Source organism: Methylorubrum zatmanii (assembly GCF_014845115.1).
Classification (GTDB): domain Bacteria; phylum Pseudomonadota; class Alphaproteobacteria; order Rhizobiales; family Beijerinckiaceae; genus Methylobacterium; species Methylobacterium zatmanii.
The window spans coordinates 1-19,673 of the sequence record NZ_NKUI01000003.1; the positions used below are offsets into that span (position 1 = coordinate 1).

17 protein-coding genes are annotated in these 19,673 nt (G+C 73.4%); 10 read left to right on the plus strand and 7 right to left on the minus strand.

Annotated features, from left to right (window positions below; translation table 11 throughout):
* The coding region (locus MZTS_RS00435; protein ID WP_192280294.1) for a 4Fe-4S binding protein at positions 1-1,995 on the plus strand (1,995 nt) is incomplete at its 5' end.
* 130 nt (positions 1,996-2,125) lie between these two features.
* Here the strand turns inward: MZTS_RS00435 and MZTS_RS00440 are convergent.
* A complete protein-coding gene (locus tag MZTS_RS00440; RefSeq protein WP_192280296.1) occupies positions 2,126-3,451 on the minus strand; it encodes a c-type cytochrome in 1,326 nt (441 codons plus the stop codon).
* Between the two features lie 304 nt (positions 3,452-3,755).
* On the opposite strand from MZTS_RS00440, the gene MZTS_RS00445 reads away from it, so the two are divergent.
* Both MZTS_RS00445 and MZTS_RS00450 read left to right on the plus strand, forming a co-directional pair.
* Positions 3,756-4,847 carry a molybdopterin-binding protein gene (locus tag MZTS_RS00445; protein ID WP_192280356.1) on the plus strand — a complete coding sequence of 364 codons (1,092 nt, stop codon included), beginning with the start codon at positions 3,756-3,758 and terminating at the stop codon, positions 4,845-4,847.
* A complete protein-coding gene (locus MZTS_RS00450) occupies positions 4,844-6,811 on the plus strand; it encodes a molybdopterin biosynthesis protein (protein WP_192280297.1) in 1,968 nt (655 codons plus the stop codon). Before MZTS_RS00445 ends, MZTS_RS00450 begins: the two co-directional genes overlap by 4 nt.
* Positions 6,812-6,847: 36 nt before the next feature.
* On the opposite strand, the gene MZTS_RS00455 is transcribed toward MZTS_RS00450, so the two are convergent.
* The 6 genes from MZTS_RS00455 to MZTS_RS00480 form a co-directional block, all read right to left on the minus strand.
* A complete protein-coding gene (locus MZTS_RS00455) occupies positions 6,848-7,711 on the minus strand; it encodes an aromatic ring-hydroxylating oxygenase subunit alpha (RefSeq protein ID WP_192280298.1) in 864 nt (287 codons plus the stop codon).
* A 45-nt stretch (positions 7,712-7,756) separates the two neighbouring features.
* On the minus strand, positions 7,757-9,181 hold the full coding sequence (locus MZTS_RS00460) for an amidohydrolase (RefSeq protein ID WP_009866919.1): 1,425 nt from the start codon (positions 9,179-9,181) through the stop codon (positions 7,757-7,759).
* Positions 9,182-9,242: 61 nt separating this feature from the next.
* Positions 9,243-10,178 carry an ABC transporter permease subunit gene (locus tag MZTS_RS00465; RefSeq protein ID WP_009866920.1) on the minus strand — a complete coding sequence of 312 codons (936 nt, stop codon included), beginning with the start codon at positions 10,176-10,178 and terminating at the stop codon, positions 9,243-9,245.
* Positions 10,179-10,189: 11 nt separating this feature from the next.
* Complete coding sequence (locus MZTS_RS00470) at positions 10,190-11,242, minus strand: ABC transporter permease (RefSeq protein ID WP_192280299.1); 1,053 nt, start codon at positions 11,240-11,242, stop codon at positions 10,190-10,192.
* Entirely contained in the window at positions 11,239-12,828 is a 1,590-nt protein-coding gene (locus tag MZTS_RS00475; protein WP_192280300.1) for an ABC transporter ATP-binding protein, read from the minus strand. Before MZTS_RS00475 ends, MZTS_RS00470 begins: the two co-directional genes overlap by 4 nt.
* Positions 12,828-13,943: a BMP family ABC transporter substrate-binding protein gene (locus MZTS_RS00480; protein ID WP_192280301.1), complete on the minus strand. Its 1,116-nt coding sequence runs from the start codon at positions 13,941-13,943 to the stop codon at positions 12,828-12,830. The genes MZTS_RS00475 and MZTS_RS00480 overlap by 1 nt, the downstream gene beginning before the upstream one ends.
* A 289-nt stretch (positions 13,944-14,232) precedes the next feature.
* Between MZTS_RS00480 and MZTS_RS00485 the strand changes: the two genes are divergently transcribed.
* From MZTS_RS00485 to MZTS_RS00515, 7 genes are all read left to right on the plus strand, one after another.
* Positions 14,233-14,535, plus strand: coding sequence for an acylphosphatase (locus tag MZTS_RS00485; RefSeq protein WP_343068678.1), 303 nt, complete (start codon positions 14,233-14,235; stop codon positions 14,533-14,535).
* Between the two features lie 25 nt (positions 14,536-14,560).
* Positions 14,561-15,199, plus strand: a complete 639-nt coding sequence (locus MZTS_RS00490) for a Rieske (2Fe-2S) protein (RefSeq protein ID WP_192280302.1) — start codon at positions 14,561-14,563, stop codon at positions 15,197-15,199.
* Positions 15,196-15,825 carry a glutathione S-transferase N-terminal domain-containing protein gene (locus tag MZTS_RS00495; RefSeq protein WP_192280303.1) on the plus strand — a complete coding sequence of 210 codons (630 nt, stop codon included), beginning with the start codon at positions 15,196-15,198 and terminating at the stop codon, positions 15,823-15,825. The genes MZTS_RS00490 and MZTS_RS00495 overlap by 4 nt, the downstream gene beginning before the upstream one ends.
* Before the next feature lie 16 nt (positions 15,826-15,841).
* On the plus strand, positions 15,842-16,765 hold the full coding sequence (locus tag MZTS_RS00500) for a LysR substrate-binding domain-containing protein (RefSeq protein WP_192280304.1): 924 nt from the start codon (positions 15,842-15,844) through the stop codon (positions 16,763-16,765).
* A gap of 210 nt (positions 16,766-16,975) precedes the next feature.
* A complete protein-coding gene (locus MZTS_RS00505) occupies positions 16,976-17,476 on the plus strand; it encodes a thiamine pyrophosphate-binding protein (protein ID WP_192280305.1) in 501 nt (166 codons plus the stop codon).
* Positions 17,473-18,114, plus strand: coding sequence for a thiamine pyrophosphate-dependent enzyme (locus MZTS_RS00510; protein ID WP_009865065.1), 642 nt, complete (start codon positions 17,473-17,475; stop codon positions 18,112-18,114). The genes MZTS_RS00505 and MZTS_RS00510 overlap by 4 nt, the downstream gene beginning before the upstream one ends.
* A gap of 1 nt (position 18,115) precedes the next feature.
* Positions 18,116-19,672, plus strand: a complete 1,557-nt coding sequence (locus tag MZTS_RS00515; protein WP_192280306.1) for a GMC family oxidoreductase — start codon at positions 18,116-18,118, stop codon at positions 19,670-19,672.
* Position 19,673 lies beyond the last annotated feature (1 nt).

Consider the following 19,673-nt stretch of genomic DNA (forward strand, 5'->3'; position numbering starts at 1 on the left):
CCGCTCGACGCGGCGGCCATCGGCAAGGGCTGCGGCGGGACGCTCAGCCTGGCCGACCAGCTCTGCGGCCGCGAGCTGGACCGGTTCCGCGCCGCCCTGGCCGAGGGCCGGCCGGTCACCGTCTCCTGCACGCTGCAGGCGCCGCTCTTCGACGAGGTCGCGGCGGAGCTGGGCGCCGAGGAGCGCGTCGCCTACGCCAAGATCCGCGAGACGGCCGGCTGGTCGTCCGAAGCCGCGCAGGCCGGGCCGAAGATGGCGGCGCTGCTCGCCGCCGCCGCCGAGCCCGTGCCGGTCGCCGGCACGGTGCCGCTGGAGAGCCGGGGCGTCGCCCTGATCTACGGGCGCGACGAGACCGCCATCGCGGCCGGGCGGCGTCTGGCGGAGCATCTCGACGTCACCGTCCTGCTGTCGCGTCCCGGCGAGGTCGCGCCGCTCCACCGCAACGAGTTTCCGGTGATCCGGGGCACGGTGCGCGGGGCGCGGGGGCATCTCGGCGCCTTCGAATTGCGGATCGACGACTACGCCCTCCCCGCGCCCTCCTCGCGCACGCATCTCGTCTTCGGCCCCTCCCGCGACGGCGCGACCTCGACCTGCGATCTCGTCCTCGACCTGACCGGCGGTACGCCGCTCTTCCCCGCCCACGAACTGCGCAGCGGCTACCTGCGCGCCGATCCGCGGGATCCGGCGGCGGTCGAGCGGGCGGTGATGGCCGCCTCCCACCTCGTCGGCGAGTTCGACAAGACGCGCTTCATCGCTTTCGACGAGGCGCTCTGCGCCCATTCGCGCTCGCGCATCACCGGCTGCACCCGCTGCCTGTCGGTCTGCCCCACCGGCGCCATCGCCCCGGCCGGCGACAGCGTGGCGATCGACCCTTACGTCTGCGCCGGCTGCGGCAGCTGCGCCTCCGTCTGCCCGACCGGGGCGGCGGCCTATGCCCTGCCCCCCGCCGACGCGCTGATGCGCCGCCTGCGCAGCCTGATGCGCGCCTACCGGGCGGCGGGCGGCACGCAGGCGGTGATCCTGTTCCACGACGGCGAGCACGGCGAGCCGCTGATCGATGCCCTCGGACGCTACGGGGAGGGACTGCCGGCCAATGTCCTGCCGGTGCGCCTCAACGAGGTGACGCAGCTCGGGCCCGAGGCGCTGGCCGCCCTGTTCGCCTACGGCGCCGCCGCTTTGCGGATGCTGGTGCGGGCGCGGCCGAAGCACGACCTCGACAGCCTGCACCGCGCCGTCGCCCTCGGCGACACCCTCGCCCGGGCGCTCGGCTACGGCCCGGAGGCGGTCCCCGCCGTCTCGATCGTCGAGGCGGACGATCCGGACGCCCTCGCCGCCGCCCTGCGGACCGTCACCCCCGGCCGGACGGCGGCGGCGCCCGCCGGCTTCGTGCCGGACGGGCCGAAGCGCGAGATGCTGCGCCTCGCCTTCCGGGAGATGCACCATGCCGCCCCCGCGCCGGTCGCCAGCGTGCCGCTCGCGGCGGGCGCGCCCTTCGGCGGGCTCGAGTTCCGGGTCGAGGATTGCACGCTCTGCCTCTCCTGCGTCGGGGCCTGCCCGACCCATGCCCTTTCCGACAGCGCCGAGCGGCCGCTGCTGGCCTTCGAGGAGAGCCTGTGCGTGCAGTGCGGGCTGTGCGCGGCGACCTGCCCGGAAGACGTGATCGACCTCAAACCCCGGATCGACTTCGCCGCCTGGGAGGCGCCCCGCCGCGTGGTGAAGGAGGAGGAGCCCTTCGCCTGCATCAGCTGCGCCAAGCCCTTCGGCACCCGCTCGACCATCGAGCGGGTCATCGGCAAGCTGCGCGAGCGGCACTGGATGTTCTCTGGCCCGGCGGGCGAGGAGCGCATCCGGTCCCTGATGATGTGCGACGATTGCCGCGTCGAGGCGGCGTTGAACCAGGGCTTCGACCCGCACGCCGCCCCCGACCGCGCCAAGCCGCGCACGACGGAGGATTACCTGCGCGAGCGGGCGGCCGGCGGCCCCGTCTCCGGTTGAGACCGAGTGAGACGGGGCCCGCTTGATCGAAGCGGGAACCGCCTCAGCCAGTCCGCGCGGCACGTGAGCGATGACGACATCCCGAAGGAATCAAACGGCTCTGGTATGAGACCCGGACGGGAGCGCGCCGTCAGGGCGTCGCCGTCGCCTTCTCCAGGAAGCGCACCAGCGCCTCGCGGTCCTCGGCGCGGTTGATCGTCTGCTCGGGCATCCGGGTGCCCGGCGTGTAGCGGGCGGGGCCGACCTCGAAGAGGCGCGCCACCGTCTCCGGCGTCCAGACGATGTCCATGCGCTTGAGCGCGTCCGAGTAGCGGTAATCCGGCACGGTGGCGATGCGCCGCCCGAACAGGCCGGCCAGGGTCGGGCCGGCCCGGGGGCCCTCGTTCGGGTTCAGGCTGTGGCACGCCACGCAGGCCCCGAACACCTCGGCGCCGCGATCCCCGGCGAAGGCGGCGAGCGCATCCGCCGGCCGGGGCATGGCGAGGGGGCCGATCGGCGCACCGGTGGCGGCGTTCCAGCGACGCACGAGCCGGTCGCCCCCACCGGTGACGAGTTCGTTCACCTCTCCCCGTGCGTCTGCGCGCCACGCCACCGACCAGACCGGCAGGCCGGGGCCGACCAGGCTGAACAGGACGCGCGGCGCGGCCCGTTCGATCACGGCGACGGTGCCGCCGGCGGTCGCGGCGGCGAGCCGCGCCCCGTCCGGCGCGGCGGCCAGGGCGATCACCGGAGCGGAGCCGAGTTCGAGCGCCCCCCGGATCGCTCCTTCGGGGCTGAGGAAGCGGACGGTCGCATCCGCCCCGGCGGCGGCGATCTCCCCGTCCCGCGTGACTGCGAGCGCGCTGACCGCGCTCGGCACGGTGACGGTGACGGCGGCATCGCCGTCGCGGGGCCAGATCCGCACCGTGGCATCCGCCCCCGCCGTGACCGGGCGCCCGTCGGGCAGGAAGGCGACCGCGTTCACGTTGCCCTTGTGACCGGTGAGGATGCGCGCCGCGCCCCCCGTCAGGGGCCAGATCCGGGCGGTCCCGTCCCAGGCGGCGGAGGCGAGCGCGGTGCCGTCCGGCGCCACCGCCAGCCCGGCGACCGGGCCGGAATGGCTGTCGAGAACCCGCTCCGGTTCCGCCCCGCCCAGGCGCCACAGGGCGATCCGCCCGTCCTCGGAGGCGCTGGCGAAGCGCCCGTCCGGCAGGACCGCCACGGCGTTCACCGCCCCCTCGTGGAAGCGCAGCACGGACAAGGCCGTGCCCGTGTCGAGCCCCCAGACGATCGCCGCCTGATCGAAGCCGCCGGAAATCGCGAGCCGCCCGTCCTGGGTCACGGCGAGCGCCCGCACCGGCCCGCCATGGCCGCGCATCTGTGCGCGAGCCGGGCTGCCGAGGGCGAGCGCCGCGATCAGCCCGACAAGGGCAGGCCCAACGAGGGGGAGCCCGACGAGGGGAAGGCGTATCCGCATCGTGGCTCCGCTCCTGCTCACGCCGACCCGCGCCGGCCGATGCGTCGGCGGGCTGGGCGGACCTTAGCCGAGGTATGCGCGCCCTGTCTGCGAACGGCTCGGCGCGCGGATGCGTGGCGATGTCTCATGCGACATCCGGACGATTCCTCGGGGATGGCGGATGTCGCCGTCGCTCAGGCGCCGCGCGGGCTTGGGACAAATCCGGTTGATCCCCGCCCGGCGATGGCGCATCGCTCGATGCCATGGAACGGATCGCTCCCATCGCGCGCGGTTTCGCGGCGGCCGGCCCGCAGGGGCGCGGATGATGCGGTCCCCTTTCGCGGCGCTGCGGCCGCTCTCCGAAACGCTCGACCTCCTGCGCGGCGCCGTCAGCCCGGTCGCCCCCCGCACCCTCCCCCTCCCGGCGGCGCGCGGCCGGATCGCGGCGGAGAGCGTGCGGGCCGCGCAGGCCGTCCCGGACGCGCCCTCGGCCCTGCGCGACGGCTACGCCGTCGAAGCGGCCGCGATCGCCGGCGCCTCGGCTTACGCGCCGGTGCTCCTGCTCCGCGCCCCGCCCTGGATCGAGGCCGGCGCGGCCCTGCCCGCCGGAACGGATGCGGTGCTCCCGGCGGAGGGGCTGGAGGGGCGCAGCGCCGTGGCCGAGGCCGGCGCCTGGGACGGCATCCGCGCGGCGGGAGAGGATGTCGCGGCCGGCGATGTCCTGATCGCGGCGGGGGAGCGGATCGGGCCGCTCCCTCTCCTGGCGCTCGGCGCCGCCGGCCATGACGGCCTGAGGGTGCGCATCCCACGCCTGCGCCTCGTCGCGACCGGACTCGACGGAGCGGAGACCCTGACGGCGACGCTCTCCGCCCTGATCGCGGCGCGGGGCGGGACCGCCGAGGCGGTGGCGGTGCCCGACGAGGAGGCCGCCATCGCCGCGGCCCTCCTCGGCGGCGAGGCCGACGCGGTGTTCGTCGTCGGCGGCACCGGCTTCGGCCGCACGGATCGCAGCGCCGCCGCTCTGGAGCGGGCGGGCGCCGTCACGGTGCACGGGGTTGCCCTGCGGCCCGGGGAGACCGCCGGCCTCGGCGCGGCCGGCGGGCGGCCGGTGCTGCTGCTGCCCGGCCGGCCCGAGGCCGCGCTCGCGGCCTTCCTCGCCCTGGGCCACCCGCTGCTCGCCGCCCTCTCCGGAGCCCGCGAGCCGCCGAGCCGGCCCGCTCCCCTCCTGCGCAAGATCGTCTCGGCGATCGGCCTGACCGAGATCGTGTTCGTGCGCCGCCGGGCGGAGGGCATCGAGCCCCTCGGCGGCGCCGGTTTGCCGCTGCGGCGTCTCGTCGAGGCCGACGGTGCCGTGCTGGTGCCTCCCGAGAGCGAGGGCTATGCAGAGGGCTCGCCAGTCGAGGTCGTTCTTCTGTGAATCCGGATCGGGACCCTGCCTTCGCGCGGCGCCTCGCCGCGGCGGCGCGGCAGGAGCAGTTTCTCACCGTCATGAGCCACGAGGCGGCGCTCGCCGCCTTCCGGGCGGCGGTGCCGCACACGGCCCTGCCGGAGGAGACCGTGCCCCTGGCGCAGGCGCTGGGCCGGGTCCTCGCCCGCGATGTCGCCTCCCCCATCGACGTGCCGCCCTTCGACCGGGCGCTGGTGGACGGCTTCGCGCTCCGCGCCGCCGATACCGAGGGGGCGGGTCCCGCCAGCCCGCGCCGGCTGACCCTCAACCGCGAGATCCTGGCCTGCGGCGTCGCCCCGGCGCGCGCCGTCGATCCCGGCACGGCGACGCCCATCGCCACCGGCGGCGTGATCCCCCGCGGCGCCGACGCGGTGGTGATGGTCGAGCAGACCGAGTTCGACGAGGAGACGCTCGGCATCGCGGTCGCGGCGCCGGTCCGGCCCGGACAGTTCGTGGGCTATGCCGGCGCCGACATGGCGCTCGGGGAGACCGTGCTGCGCAAGGGGATGCCGATCACCGCCCGGGAGATCGGCATGCTGGCGGCCTGCGGCCTCGCCGAGGTGGCGGTGGTGCGCCGCCCGCGCGTCGCCGTCCTGTCCACCGGCGACGAACTCGTCGCGCCGGGACAGCGGCTGCGGCCGGGCGCGATCTACGATTCCAACGGCGCGATCATCGCGGCCTCCGTCGCCGAGAACGGCGGCGAGCCCGCCGCCCTCGGGATCCTGCCGGACGACGAGGCGGCCCTGGAGGCGGCCCTGCGGCGCGCGCTGCCGGCGCACGATCTGGTCGTGCTCTCGGGCGGCACCTCGAAGGGCGCCGGGGATGTGTCGCACCGCATCCTCTCCCGGCTCGGCGAGCCCGGCATCCTCGTGCATGGCGTGGCCCTCAAGCCCGGCAAGCCGCTCTGCCTCGCCGTCGCCGACGGCACCCCCATCGTGGTGCTGCCGGGCTTTCCCACCTCGGCGATGTTCACCTTCCACGAATTCGTGGTGCCGCTGGTGCGGGCCCTGGCCGGCCTGCCGCCCCGGGACGAGCAGGCGGTGAGCGCGACCCTGCCGCAGCGTCTCCCCTCCGAACTCGGCCGGACCGAATTCGTGATGGCCTCGCTCGCGCGCGGGGCGCACGGGCCGGTCGCCCTGCCGCTGCCGAAGGGCTCGGGCTCGGTCACGGCCTTCAGCCAGGCCGACGGCTTCTTCGCGGTGCCCGCCGCGCGGCCGGGGCTGGAGGCGGGCGAGACCGTTTCGGTGGTGCGCCTCGGCGCCGGTCTGCGCCCGCCCGATCTGACCGTCATCGGCAGCCACTGCGTCGGGCTCGACCGCGTGGTCGGGCTGCTGGCGGAGCGGGGCTTCCGGGCCCGCACGGTCTGGGTCGGCTCGGCCGGAGGGCTCGCCGCGCTCCGACGGCGGGAATGCGACCTGGCCGCCCTGCACCTGCTCGACCCCGAGACCGGCCGCTACAACGCGCCCTTCCTCGACGCGGGCATGGCGCTGGCTCCGGGCTGGCGGCGCCTGCAGGGCGTCGTGTTCCGGGCCGGAGACCCGCGCTTCGAGGGCCGGACGGCGGCGGAGGCCGTGGCCGCGGCGCTCTCCGACGCCCAGGCCGTGATGGTCAACCGCAATGCCGGCTCCGGCACGCGGCTTCTCGTCGACGGTCTCCTCGACGGTGCCCGGCCGGCCGGTTTCTGGAACCAGCCCCGCTCGCACAATGCCGTCGCGGCGGCGGTGGCGCAGGGCCGGGCCGATTGGGGCGTGGCGATCGCCAGCGTCGCGCGGGCCTACGGCCTCGGCTTCCTCCCCCTCACCGAGGAGCATTACGACTTCGCCTACGACGCGGATGCCCTCGGGCAGAGGCCCGCCCTCGCCACCTTCCTCGCGCTGCTGACGGGCCCCGACACCGCCGAGGCGCTGCGGGGGCTCGGCTTCGCGCCGGCCTAACGGCGCCGTGGGCGAGCGCTGGGGAAGGCACTCGGTTCAGGCCGGCACGGGCGAGGACCGAACCGTGGTGCCGTAGCGGACGCCCTTTTCCTTGAGCCAGCGCCGGTAGGCCACGGAGGACGAGTCGGCGCGGGTCGGGATCTCGGCGCGGGGTTCGAGCGGCAGCAGAATCGGCCGCTGGTTCTCGAGGATGATGCGGTCCTGCAGGAAGATCAACTGCTGGAACGCCACGAGGTCGGTGAGGCGGGAGACGTCGTCGATCAGGAACATCACCGGATGCACCCGGCAGCGGTCGGGATCGAGGGGCTGGACGAACAGGCAGATCACGTCCCAGCGGTTCGCCGCGCCGGGGCAGGTCTTGTACAGCATGGTCACGTGCGGGGTGGCGATCCGGTACTGGTACTGGGTCATGATCCCGGTGGTGGCCGAGAGCGCCGCCTGGGGCTGGAAGAACTGGCAGTTCGTCGCCCAGACCTCGTCCACGTCGCGGCGGATCTCCGTGGTGTAGTGCAGAACCTCCGTGTGCGGCTCGGCGCCGAGAATGTCCGTGTGCACGAAGGGGAAATGGGCCATGTCGAGGAAGTTCTCGACGATGCGCAGGCCCGAGGCCCGCACCTGCACCGTCCCGCACAGGACGTGGCGCCGGTCCGGCTCCTCGGTTTCGGGAATCGCCGGCGGCTCGCGACCGGGTTCTCCGAGGCTCGTCCAGAGACAGCCGTAGAGACCGCGCACGGGCAGCGCCCGCCCGTCCGCCGCGTGCACCGTCGGCGCCGTGCCGTCCTGCCCCGGCGCGACCGCGATGTCGGTCCCGAGAAGGCGGGTGCGGAACCCCGTTCCGGCGGCATCGCCCAGGGCGCCGACAACGTACCAATCGTCACGGATCGCGGGTTCGAGCGTCATCGGCGTCTCCATCCTCATCCGCCTCCCTCGTCGCCGGGCGTCGCGTCAGGCGATGCCGAGATCGGCGGCGGCCCAGGCCGCTTCGGCCTGTGCAAAAAGCCGGCCTTCGTCGAGGCCGACCAGTTCGCCCTTCCGCCAGACGACGCGGCCGTTGATCATGGTCAGGTCGACGGGGGTGCCGATGCCGACCCGCGGGATCAGCCCCAGGGGGTCGTGACGCGTGCCGACATAATCCATCCGGCGGGTGTCGATGGCGAAGAGATCGGCCGCCATGCCGGGGGCGAGCCGGCCGATATCGGTGCGGCCGAGGAGCTGGGCGCCGCCGGTGGTGGCATAGGCCAGGAAATCCGCAGCCGGCGGCACGGGATGGGCTCGCTGCCCAGCCACGAGGCACTGCAGCATGTAGGCCGAGTGCAGGCAGTGCATCAGGTTGGAATTGTCGTTCGAGGCGGCGCCGTCGCAGCCGAGCCCGACCTTGACGCCGAAGGCGGCCATGGCCGGGATATCGGTGACTTCGGCGCCCACCAGATAGACCGGCTCCGGGCAATGGGCGACGCCGGTACCGCTGCGCGCGAGGGTGCGCAGCTCGTCATGGGTCAGTTCCCAGCAATGGGCGTAGAAGGCGTCCGGCCCGGCAAAGCCGAGTTCCGCGCAGTAATCGACCGTGCGCATCCCGTGGCGCGCCTGGATCACCGCGCTCTCGCCCTCGCCGACATGGGTATGCATCGACACGCCGCGATCCCGCGCCAGGGCGACGGATTCCACGAAGGTCTCGCGGTAGCAGTTCACCGGCTGGCAGGGGGCGACCACGACCCGGCGCATGCCGAAGGGCCGGGCGTCGTGATAGGCATCGATGAGCCGCGCGCAGTCGCCGATGAAGCCGTCCGTGGTCTCCAGCATCGCGTCGGGGATGGTCGAGCCCTCCGACTTCGGCAGGGTGTTGCCGCCGCGGCCGGCATGGAAGCGCAGGCCCAGCAGCTCCGCCGCCTCGAACTGCCGGTCGATCAGCCGCGTCCCGGCATGGCGCGGGAAGCAGTATTGGTGGTCGAGCGCCGTGGTACAGCCATGCTTGATCAGCTCCGCCATCGCCGTGACCGAGGCGTGGTAGAAGCACTCCTCGGTCAGCCGTGCGAAGACGGGATAGATCCGGTCGAGCCATTCGAGCACCGACAGCTTAGTCCAATCGAGTTCGGCGCGGTTGCGCACGAAGCACTGGAAGAAGTGGTGGTGCGTGTTCACGAGACCCGGATAGACGAACCACCCGTCCGCAGGCGTGACCGCGAGGCCCTCGCCCTGCGGCCCCTCGCCGAGGCCCTCGAGGAGTCTTTTGCCGATCGCCGCGATCGCCGGGCCTTCGATCAGGATGTCGACGTCGCGCAGGAGGGTGGGCCCGCTGCCGTCGTCGGTCACGACGGCGGCGCAGTTCCTCAGGAGATGGCGCGTCGTCTCACGCGCGGACGGGATCGGCATGTGAAGGATCTCGGAAGGGGGAGAATGACCGGATGTCGAACTTGCCGGGCCGCAGCGCCGCTCATCGCACGTCGCGGTGATAGGGCAGGCCGAGGGCGGCCGGGGCCGCGAACCAGCCGCGCAGGCGCCGCCACGCCACCACCGGCAGGATGATGAAGGCCACGGTGCCGAGATAGGGCAGCATCGACAGGATCGCGGGCGCCACCGGCCAGCCCCGGGCCTGGCCGACGAAGCCGAGCGCCGTGACGACGCCGAAGAGCAGCGCGGCCGCCACCGCCGTGAGCGGCCGGAACCCCGCGAAGATGACGAGGGCCACGGCGATCCAGCCGCGCCCGGCCACCACGCCCTCCGACCAGGACGGGACGAAGGCGAGCGTCAGATAGGCTCCGGCGCCGCCGGCGAGGCTCGACCCGAGCGCGACGTACCAGAAGCGGATTGCCGTGACCGGGATGCCCGCCGCGTCGGCCGCGGCCGGGTTCTCCCCGACCGCGCGCAGGTTCAGCCCGTGCCGCGTCTTGAACAGCAGCAGATGCAGCCCGACCGGCAGGGCGATGTAGATCGCGTAGATCAGCAGGTTCTGCGAGAACAGCGCCGGGCCGAGCACCGGGATCTCGCTGAGGCCCGGCACCACGACCCGGGGGAAGGAGGCGGCGGCCGGGGCGCCGGCATAGGAGCGGCCCAGCGTCGCCGCGAGCCCGGAGCCGAGAAGTGTCAGGGCGAGGCCGCACAGCACCTGATTGGCCCGCAGCAGGACGGTGGCGGCGGCGAAGACGCAGCCGAAGGCGAAGCCGACGCCGAGGGCCGCGGCGAAGCCGAGGACCGGGCTCGGCGCCGCGGCGACCGTGGCGATGCCGGTGAGCGCGCCGAGGGACATCAGCCCCTCGACCCCGAGATTGACCACGCCGACGCGCTCGGCGAGCACCTCGCCGAGGGCCGCGAGGGCGAGGACGCCGCCGGCCAGGAGTGCCGTGGACAGGATGCCGGTGATGAGTTCCACGCGGATCTCCCTCAGCCCACGGTGCCGGTCCGGCGCACCGGCCGGTAATGCACGAGTTCGTCCCCGATCGCGGTGAACAGCAGGATCAGGCCGGTGATGGCGAGCACCGTGCTGGTGGTCACGCCCTGCGTCTGCAGCACGATGCCGGCATTGAGCAGGGCGGCCATCAGCACCGCGCCCGCGATCACGCCGAGGCAGGAGCCGCGGGCGAGCACCGCGACCATGATGCCGAGATAGCCGTAATTGTTCGAGATGCCGCCCTGCAGCCGGTGCACGGTGCCGGTCAGCTCGATCATGCCGGCCAGGCCCGCGACGGCGCCCGAGAGCAGCATCACGGCGACGATGCGGGCCCGGACGGGAATGCCGGCATAGAGCGCCGCGCCGGGATTGGCGCCCGCGATCCGCACCTCGTAGCCGAAGCGCGTATAGGCGAGCAGCCCGGCCGCGAGGATCGCCACCGCGACCGAGGCGGGGAAGCCCCAGTGCAGGGTGTCGCCGAGGGGCGGCAGCTCGGTGGGAATGCGGGCGGTGGTCGCCAGCGCCTGGCCCGACGGGTCGCGCCAGGCGCCGGTGCAGAGCCAGGCGACGAGCAGGGCCGCGACGAAGTTCAGCAGCAGCGTGGTGATGAGCTCGCTCACCCCCGCGAGCGCCCGGGCGAGGGTCGGCACCAGGATCCAGGCGGCGCCGCCGGCCGCGCCCGCGAGCGCCATCAGCGGCAGCATCCAGACTTCGTCGCCGCCGAGATTCAGGCCGACCGCGGTCGCCGCGAGGGCGCCGGCATTGAACTGGCCTTCGCCCCCGATATTCCACAGGCCGATGCGCTGGGTCAGCGCCACGGCGATCCCCGTGAGGATCAGCGGCGTGACGAGCAGCCCGAGATCCTCCAGGCCCGCGACGGATCCGAAGGCGGAGCCGATCACCTCGGCGCCGAGGCGTGCGGGGGCGCTGCCGGCGAGGGCCAGGACCGCCGCGACGCAGGCGAGCGCCAGCACGATGGCGCCGATGCGCCCGATCAGGGCGGCCCCGGCCGGAACGGTCGGAACCCTCTGGAGCCGCCAGCTCATGCGCGCCCGTCCCTTCCGCCCATCATCAATCCCAGGGTCTCCACATCCGCCTCGGCGGCGGGCATCACCCCCATGATCCGTCCGGCGAACAGCACCGCCACCCGGTCGGCGAGGGTGAGGATCTCCTCCAGCTCCTCGGAGAAGAGCAGCACCGCCCGGCCCTGGTCGCGCAGTTCCGCGAGGTAGGAGAGCAGGGTGTCGATCGCCCCGACATCGAGCCCGCGGCTCGGATAGGCGGCGACCAGCACCCGCCCGGCGACGCGGATCTCGCGGCGGGCGACGAGGCGCTGCTGGTTGCCCCCCGACAGGTTGCGGATGGGCATCCCGAAATCCGGCACCGCGACCGCCGCGTCGGCGGCGAGGGTCCGGGCGAGGCGCGCCGCTTCCCAGGGCCGGAACAGGCCGCCCCGTCCGATGCGCGGCCCGGCATAGTCGCGCAGCACCGCGTTGTCGGTGACGCTGAGATCCGGGGCGAGGCCGCTGCGCAGGCGATCCTCCGGGATATGGCCGATGCCGGCCGCCGCGAAGGCGGCCGCATCCGGGCGGGCGACCGGCCTGCCGTCGATCCGCACCGTGCCCTGCGCGACCGGGCGCATGCCCGTGACGACCTGACTCAGCTCCCGCTGCCCGTTGCCGGCGACGCCGGCGATGCCCAGGATCTCGCCACCATGCAGGGCGAGCGTGACCTCGCGCAAAGCGGGCAGGCCGCGATCGTCGCGCGCCGAGACGCGGTCGAGTTCCAGCACCGGCGCCGCCGAGACCGGCGTGCCGGGGGCGCGCCGCCGCGTCCGGCGCAGGGTGATGTCGTGGCCGACCATCAGGGCGGCGAGGCTGCGCTCGTCGGCGCCGGCGGCGGAGCGCGTCGCGACCTTGCGGCCGCCGCGCAGCACGCTGATCCGGTCGGCGATGGCGACGACCTCGTCGAGCTTGTGGCTGATGAAGATCACGGCGTTGCCGGAGGCGCGGAAGGTCCGCAGGGCCGAGAACAGCTCCCGCGCCTCGGCGGGGGTAAGCACGGCGGTCGGCTCGTCGAGGATCAGGAGGCGGGCGTCGCGCGCCAGCACCCGGAGGATCTCGACCCGCTGCTGCTCGCCGGCCGAGAGGTCGCCGACGACCGCCTCCGGCCGCACCGCGAGGTTGAAGCGCTCGGCGAGCGCCCGCGTGCGCGCCTCGAGCGCCGAGGCCGAGGCGTGCCGGGGCGTCTGCGACCAGCCCAGATGGATGTTCTCGGCCACCGTGAAGGCCGGCACCAGCTTGAAATGCTGGTGCACCATGCCGATTCCGGCGGCGATCGCTGCCTGCGGCGACGGCAGGGGCCGGGCATAGCCGTCGAGGATGATGGTGCCGGCATCGGGCTGGTAGATGCCGGTGAGGATGTTCATCAGGGTCGACTTGCCGGCCCCGTTCTCGCCGAGCAGCGCGTGGATCTCCCCCGGCATCACCGTGAGATCGACCGCATCGTTGGCGAGCACGCCCGGAAACGCCTTGGTGATGCCCTGCAGCTCGACGAGTGCAGGGGTGCCGGGCGGGTAGCCGGGCGCCGCCTCGGCGGCCGTACCGGGGGGAAGCGCGCGCGGCACCCCCATCAGGCGCCGAGGCCCGTCACGCCCTCAATCGACCAATCCCAGTTGTAGAGATCGGTGTCGCTCATGGTCTTGCCGGCCGCGACCCGGACCTTGCCCTTGTTGTCCTTGATCTCGCCGACGAACGGCGAGAAGCCGCCGAGGATCTTGTCGCGCACGGCGTCGGCCTGACGGGCGACCGCCTCGGGCACGGATTGGCCCCAGGCGTCGCGGTCGACGCCGCCGCCCATCGGCAGGAGGGTGGTGCCCGGCGTCCAGGTGCCGGCGAGGCGCTTGCCGACCTGATCGACGTAGAATTTGCGCGAATCGACCACGATCGAGCTGACATAGGCGTCGGGGCCGAAGCGGCGCATGTCGGTGTTCCACATCGCCGCCTTGAGGCCGCGCTGCTGCGCCACCTGGAGGTAACCGGCCTCGTCCATGATGCCGAACAGGAAGTCGCAGCCGTTGTTGGCCAGCGCGACGCCCGCCTGGGTCGCGGCCTGCGGATCGAACCAGGAATTGATCGAGATGACCTGCACCGTCGCCTCCGGCTTCACCGTGCGGGCGCCCATCAGGAAGGCATTGGTCGAGGAGAAGCACGACGGCACCGGGAACGAGGCGACGTAGCCGAGCTTGCCCGTCTTGCTCATCAGGCCGGCGGCGACGCCGAGCACGTAGGTCGGGTACCAGTGCGCGAAGTAGTACCAGCCGAGATTGTCCCCCGTGGTGCGGCCGTCGCATTCGAGGAAGCCGACCTTCTTGGCGCGCTTGGCGACATCGTAGAAGAAGTCGCCGTAGTTCGAGGTGGCGAAGACGAGGTTCGCGCCGTTCGAGACGAATTGCCGGAAGGTGCGCGAGGCGTCGGCGGAATAGGGAATCGACTCGACGAACAGGGTCTTGGCCTGCGGGAAGGCGGCCTGAACCGCCTTCATTCCCTGGTCGTGACTCCAGGTCCAGCCCTCGTCGGTCACCGGGCCGACATGCCCGAAGGCGATCACCGCATCCCTCTCGGCGATCGCCGGCAGCGGCGCCTGCGCCAGGGCCGGGCGCAGGCTGGAGGGCAGGATCAGGCCGGCGCCGGCCGCGGCTCCAAGGCCGAGGAGATGGCGGCGGCTCGGCAGAACGAGATCGGTCATGGCTCCAGCTTCATGGCGGATCGCCGCACGGGGGCGGCCACGATGGCCGAAGCCCCTCCGCGAGGACGTCCGTGCCAGCGCAGCGGCAAGAACCATGCCTCGATCGCCCTACCCTGATCGGGGCCGCACCGAGCCGCGCCGGAGAAGCGTGGCCAGACCGATCTGTCCCGCATAGCCGCGAAGATTCGACCGCGCCGATGCGGCTGAAGCAACAGCTTCCCGCGGCACAATCGATGCATTGCACGGACTTGCGCGGCCTCTCCGATGAAGCAATGAGCAGGTCATCGCTGTGGCGCGAAACAAGGCAATCGTGAACCGGGAGGGCTCGGCCCTGCGCAACGCGACCGTCATGACCTTCACCGGCCGCTTCCGGCCCGCGAGCTTCCGGGCCTTCGCGGAGGACCGGGCGCGCCTTCTCGCCCTGGACGCGGCCTGGGGCGAGGCGGCGCCGGACCGGATGGTCGTCGCCGTCGCCGGTCAGCGCGATTTCGTCGACGCCTTCGAGATGGCCTGCAGCCTCGGCCCGATGGATTGCCTGGTTCACGAGGTCGAGCGCCGCGACGCGGGCCCGGCCGGGATCGGCAGCTTGTAACGCAGCTTGGAGCGGGAGCAGGACGATGGATGAGCCGGAAGGCTGGTACGCGGTCGCGCTGGGCGCCGATATCGAGCCCTCGACCTCGGCGGGCACGCGCCTGTTCGGCCACGAACTCGTGGTTTGGCGCGACGCCGGGGGCGCGGTGCATGTCTGGGAGGATCGCTGTCCGCATCGCGGCATGCGCCTGAGCTTCGGCTTCGTGCGCGGCGATCACATCGCCTGCCTCTATCACGGCTGGCGCTACGACACGGCCGGCCAGTGCCGCTTCATCCCGGCCCATCCGGATCTCGAGGTCAGCCCGATGATCCGCACGCGCACCTATCCGTGCCGCGAGCGGGCCGGGTTGATCTGGGTCCGCTGGGGCGCTCCGGCCGAGGAGGCGGAGCCCGCGCCCGTCGCGGCCTCGCCCCTGCGCAGCCTCTATCTCGAAGCCCCGGCCGCGCGCCTCGCCGCCGCCCTCGGCGAGGCCGGGCCCGACGGGCTCGTGCGCTTCGATCTCGCGGGTTCGCCGGTTCTCGTGGCGGTGCAGCCCCTCGCCGGGGAGGCCAGCGCCGCGCACATCGTGGTCCCGGACACGCCGGAGGCGCCGGAGGCCGATCTCGGCCGGCTGGCCGCCGCCTGCGTCACCCTGCGCCGGAGCATCGAGGGAGCCGCGCCGTGAGCCTGCGCCTCTACGACTACGAACTCGACGAGAACGGCTACAAGGTCCGTCTCGCCCTCGGGGCACTCGGCCTCGCCTGCGAGACCGTCGGCGTCGACATGGTGCCGGGGGCCGAGCAGACGCGCCCGCCGCTGATCGATCTGAATCCCCTCGGCACGCTGCCGATCCTCGTCGACGGCGACACGGTGCTGCGGGAGGCGGAGGCGATCCTCGCCTATCTCGCGCGCCGTTACGATTCCGCCGGCACGTGGCTGCCGCAGGAGCCGGTTGCCTTCGGCGAGACCCTGATGTGGCTGGCCTTCGCGACGCGGGAGCTGCACGCCGCCACCCTGGCGCGCCGCGCCGCCCTGTTCGACCTGCCGGGAGACGGGCCGGCTCTGGAGGGCCGGGCGCGGGCGGCCTTCCGGGTGATGGAGGACCACATCACCCTGCGCGGATTCTCGGGCCTGGACTGGTTCGCCGGGACGGGACCGACGATCGCCGATCTCGCCCTGTTTCCCGCCTTCGCCCTCAGCCGGGATTTCGGCATCGACCACGAGGCCTATCCCGGCCTGCGCCGGTGGAGCCGCCGTGTCCGCGGCTTGCCCGGCTTCCGCACCATGCCGGGCATTCCGGATTATCACTGACGGCCGGACCAGCCCCGTGGACCCGCACCGCCTCGGCCTCGTCTCGACGCGGCTGCACTACTTCCAGCTCGTCGCCCGCGCGGGGTCGATCCGCCAGGTCGCCCGCGCGCTCAACCTCGCGCCCTCCTCGATCAGCCGGGTGATCGTCCAGCTCGAGCAGGATCTCGGCACCAAGTTGTTCGAGCGCGCCAAGCAGCGCCTGCGCCTCACCAGCGCGGGCGAACTCCTGCTCTACCGGGCGCGGTTGAGCCTGGGCGAGCTGAGCCGGGCCTGCACCGAGGTCGGCGAATTGCAGGGCCTGCACCGCGGCACCGTCCCCGTCGCCCTGGTGGAGAGCGTCGCCCGCGGCCTGTTCCCGGCGGTGATGGGCGCGTTCTGGGAGCGGCATCCCGGCATCGCGGTCGATGTCCAGGTGGTGCGTTCGGCCGAGGCCGCGTCGGCGATCGCGGACGGCGAGTGCGAGATCGCCCTCGGCTTCGACCTGCGCCCGCCGCGGGGGGCGCAGCGCCTCGCGGCGGCCTCCGTCCCGGTGGGGGCGCTGATGAGCCCGGAGCACCCGCTCGCGGGCCGCGAGACCCTGCGGATGTTCGATCTGGCGCAGGAGGCGGTCATCCTCTCGGATACCAGCCTGACCCTCGGCGCGGCGATCGAGGAGGCCCTGGCCGACGCCTCGGCCCATGTCGGGCGGCGCGTCACCACTAACTCCATCGGCACGATGGTGGCGCTCGCGAGCGCCGGCGCCGGGATCTCGCTCCAGGCCCGGCTCGGCGTCGAGACCGAGATCGCTCAGGGGCGGCTCGTCTTCGTGCCCCTGGTCGATCCGAAGCTGCGCCCGCGCCGGCTCGTGCTGGTGGCGCGCAACCGCGACCGCCTCTCGGAGGCCGGCGCGGCCCTCGCGGCGATGCTGGCCCGCGCCGTCGAGGGGCTGGCCCGGGGCTGATACGGCATCCGCTTGGATCGGAGCCGGTTCCGTATCGGCCAGCCCGCGCGCCCTGAGCGATGTCCGAATCCGCCATCCCGAAGGGATCGACCGGATTCGTCATGACGATTCCGATGTTGCGTACAGCGCATCATGCCGGACGAAAAACGGCGGCTATTCAGGACATCCCCGTCCGCCGAAGCTGCGGCTCATGATGGAGCTCGAAACCCCATGACGCCCGAAGCCGTCGATGCCGTGATCCGCGGCCTGAAGCGGGCCGGCGTCTCGATCGTCTGCTACCTGCCGGATTCCCTGTTCAAGGAACTCTACCCGGCCCTCGACGCCGATCCGGACCTGCGCACCATCCCGGTCACCAACGAGGGCGAGGGCGCGGCGATCTGCGGCGGCGTCTTCCTGTCCGGCAAGCGCGCCGTGCTGGTGATGGAGAATTCGGGCCTGCGCGCCTCGGTCGAGCCCCTCGCCCGGATGGGGCTCGGCGCCGGCATCCCGGTGGTGATGCTGATGAGCTACCGGGGCGATCTCGGCGAGAACAACTGGTGGGCGATCCCGCACGGCATCACCATGGAGCCGGTGTTGCAGGCCCTGCGTATCCCCTATCGGGTGGTCCGCGAGGAAGCCGCCATCGAGAACGCCATCGCGGACGCCTACGCCTCGGCCTACGCCTCCTACTACCACGCGGCGGTGGCGCTGGGCGGGAGCATCGTGCGATGAGCGTCGAACCCGAAACCTCCGGCCGGCCGATGACGCGCTACGCCTGCATGCAGCGCCTCGCGGCGCGCCTGCGAGACGAATTGGTGATCCTGTCCCTCGGGGGCAGCGTCGACGAATGGTACAACGCGGCGCCGCATATGCGCGCCGCCAGCCTGTTCCAGCAGCAGCTCGGCTGCGTCACGCCCCAGGCCTTCGGCCTCGCCGCCGGGTTGCCGCACCGCCGCATCGTCTCGCTCGACACCGACGGGGGCCTGCTCTTCAACCTCGGGATCCTCGCCACCCTCGGCAACGAGCGGCCGGAAAACCTGTTCGTCGTCGTCTGGGACAACCAGTGCTACCAGTCGATCGGCGGGCCGCCGACCCACACGGCGCGGGGCCGCGTCGACCTCGCGGCGATCGCCCGCGGCGCCGGCCTGGAGCACGCCTACACGGTGCACGACCTCGACGGGTTCGAGCGGCACTGCGCCGAGGGGCTCGCCGCGCAGGCGCCCTACCTCGTCGTCGCCAAGGTGGCGGGCACCGTCGAGCCCGGCATCCGGCGCAAGCACAGCGACGGGCGCGAGGACAAGTACATCTTCGTGCGCCATGTCGAGGCGAGCGAGGGCGTCACCATCATGGGCCCGAGCGAGCACAACTGAGATGCTGTGCGACGCCGCCGACACTCTGGAGACCGCCTACGACGTGATCGTGGCCGGGGCGGGGACCGGCGGCTGCGTCGTCGCCGGCCGGCTCGCGCAAGCGGGGCTGTCCGTGCTGCTGGTGGAGGCCGGGCCGCCGGACACCGCCGAGCCCGCCATCGCCGATGCCGGGGCCTGGGTCGGGCTCCTCGGCGGCCCCTGCGACTGGGGCTACGCCTACGCGCCCTCCCCCGCGGTGGCGGACCGCGCCATCGCGATCCCGCGCGGGCGTGTCCTCGGCGGATCGAGCAGCATCAATGCCATGCTGTGGAACCGGGGCCACCCCTCCGATTACGACGGTTGGGCCGCCGCCGGGGCGACGGGCTGGGACTTCGCCGCGGTGCTCCCGTACTTCAAGCGGGCGGAGGATTGGGAAGGGGGCGAGACCCCCTTGCGCGGGGCGGGCGGACCGCTGCGGATCGAGACCTCGGCCGATCCCCACCCCGTCGCGGCCGCCCTGCTCGCGGGGGCGACCGAACTCGGCATGCCGATTCTCGCCGATGCCAACGGGCCGGACAATGCCGGGGCGGCCCTGGCCAACCTCAACAAGCGCGGCGCCCGGCGCTGGAGCGTGGTCGACGGCTATGTCCGGCCGCTCGCCGGAGACCCGAACCTGACCGTCCTCACCGGGGCGACGGCCCTCGGCCTGCTGCTCGCGGGGACTGCCTGCACCGGCCTGCGCCTCGGCCTCGACGGCGGCATCCGCGAGGTGCGGGCCCGGCACGAGGTGGTGCTGGCCCTCGGTGCCATCGGCACGCCCGCGCTGCTGATGCGCTCCGGCATCGGCGACCCGGCCGACCTCGCCCGGCTCGGGATCGCGACCCGCCACGCCCTCCCCGGCATCGGGCGCAACCTCCAGGACCATCCCCTGCTGATGGGCATCAATTTTTCCGCCCGCGCCCCCCTCGGGCCGGTGCGCGACAACGGCGGCGGGGCGCAGCTCAACTGGCGCAGCCGGGCGGGCCTGCGCGCGCCGGACCTCCACGCCTTCGTGGTGCAGGGGTCCCATGCCGGCCCCGAGATCGCCGCCACCGCCGATCTGTCCGGCCCGGTCTTCGCCGTCTCCCCCGGGCTGATGGGCTCGACCGGCATCGGCAGCCTGCGCCTGGAGAGCGCCGAGCCGGACGGCGCGGTGACGCTGCGGCCGAATTTCCTGACCGAGCCCGCCGACCGCGCGGCGCTGGCCGGCGCCATCGACACGATCCTCGCCCTCGCCGAGACGGCGGCGTTCCGCGATCTCGGCGCCGTACCGCTGACGCCGGCCCGGCGCCTGCGTCCCGCGGAGGCCGAGGCCTTCCTGGCGCGGGCCTGCTCCACCTTCTTCCACACCTGTGGCACCTGCGCGATGGGCACAGGGCCCGCGGCGGTGGTCGATCCGGCCCTGAACCTGCATGGCGTGGCCGGCCTGCGCATCGCCGACGCCTCGGTGATGCCGACGATCCCGACCGGTAACACGCAGGCGGCGGTGGTGATGATCGCAGAGCGCGCCGCGGCCTTTGTCCGTGATGCCGCAGGATGAG

Coding starts and splice junctions, on each gene's coding strand:
- MZTS_RS00505 (WP_192280305.1), top strand. CDS start 16,976: ATGACGCCCGAAGCCGTCGATGCCGTGATCCGCGGCCTGAAGCGGGCC.
- MZTS_RS00475 (WP_192280300.1), bottom strand. CDS start 12,828: ATGGGGGTGCCGCGCGCGCTTCCCCCCGGTACGGCCGCCGAGGCGGCG.
- MZTS_RS00515 (WP_192280306.1), top strand. CDS start 18,116: ATGCTGTGCGACGCCGCCGACACTCTGGAGACCGCCTACGACGTGATC.
- MZTS_RS00510 (WP_009865065.1), top strand. CDS start 17,473: ATGAGCGTCGAACCCGAAACCTCCGGCCGGCCGATGACGCGCTACGCC.
- MZTS_RS00460 (WP_009866919.1), bottom strand. CDS start 9,181: ATGCCGATCCCGTCCGCGCGTGAGACGACGCGCCATCTCCTGAGGAAC.
- MZTS_RS00480 (WP_192280301.1), bottom strand. CDS start 13,943: ATGACCGATCTCGTTCTGCCGAGCCGCCGCCATCTCCTCGGCCTTGGA.
- MZTS_RS00490 (WP_192280302.1), top strand. CDS start 14,561: ATGGATGAGCCGGAAGGCTGGTACGCGGTCGCGCTGGGCGCCGATATC.
- MZTS_RS00440 (WP_192280296.1), bottom strand. CDS start 3,451: ATGCGGATACGCCTTCCCCTCGTCGGGCTCCCCCTCGTTGGGCCTGCC.
- MZTS_RS00470 (WP_192280299.1), bottom strand. CDS start 11,242: ATGAGCTGGCGGCTCCAGAGGGTTCCGACCGTTCCGGCCGGGGCCGCC.
- MZTS_RS00455 (WP_192280298.1), bottom strand. CDS start 7,711: ATGACGCTCGAACCCGCGATCCGTGACGATTGGTACGTTGTCGGCGCC.
- MZTS_RS00445 (WP_192280356.1), top strand. CDS start 3,756: ATGCGGTCCCCTTTCGCGGCGCTGCGGCCGCTCTCCGAAACGCTCGAC.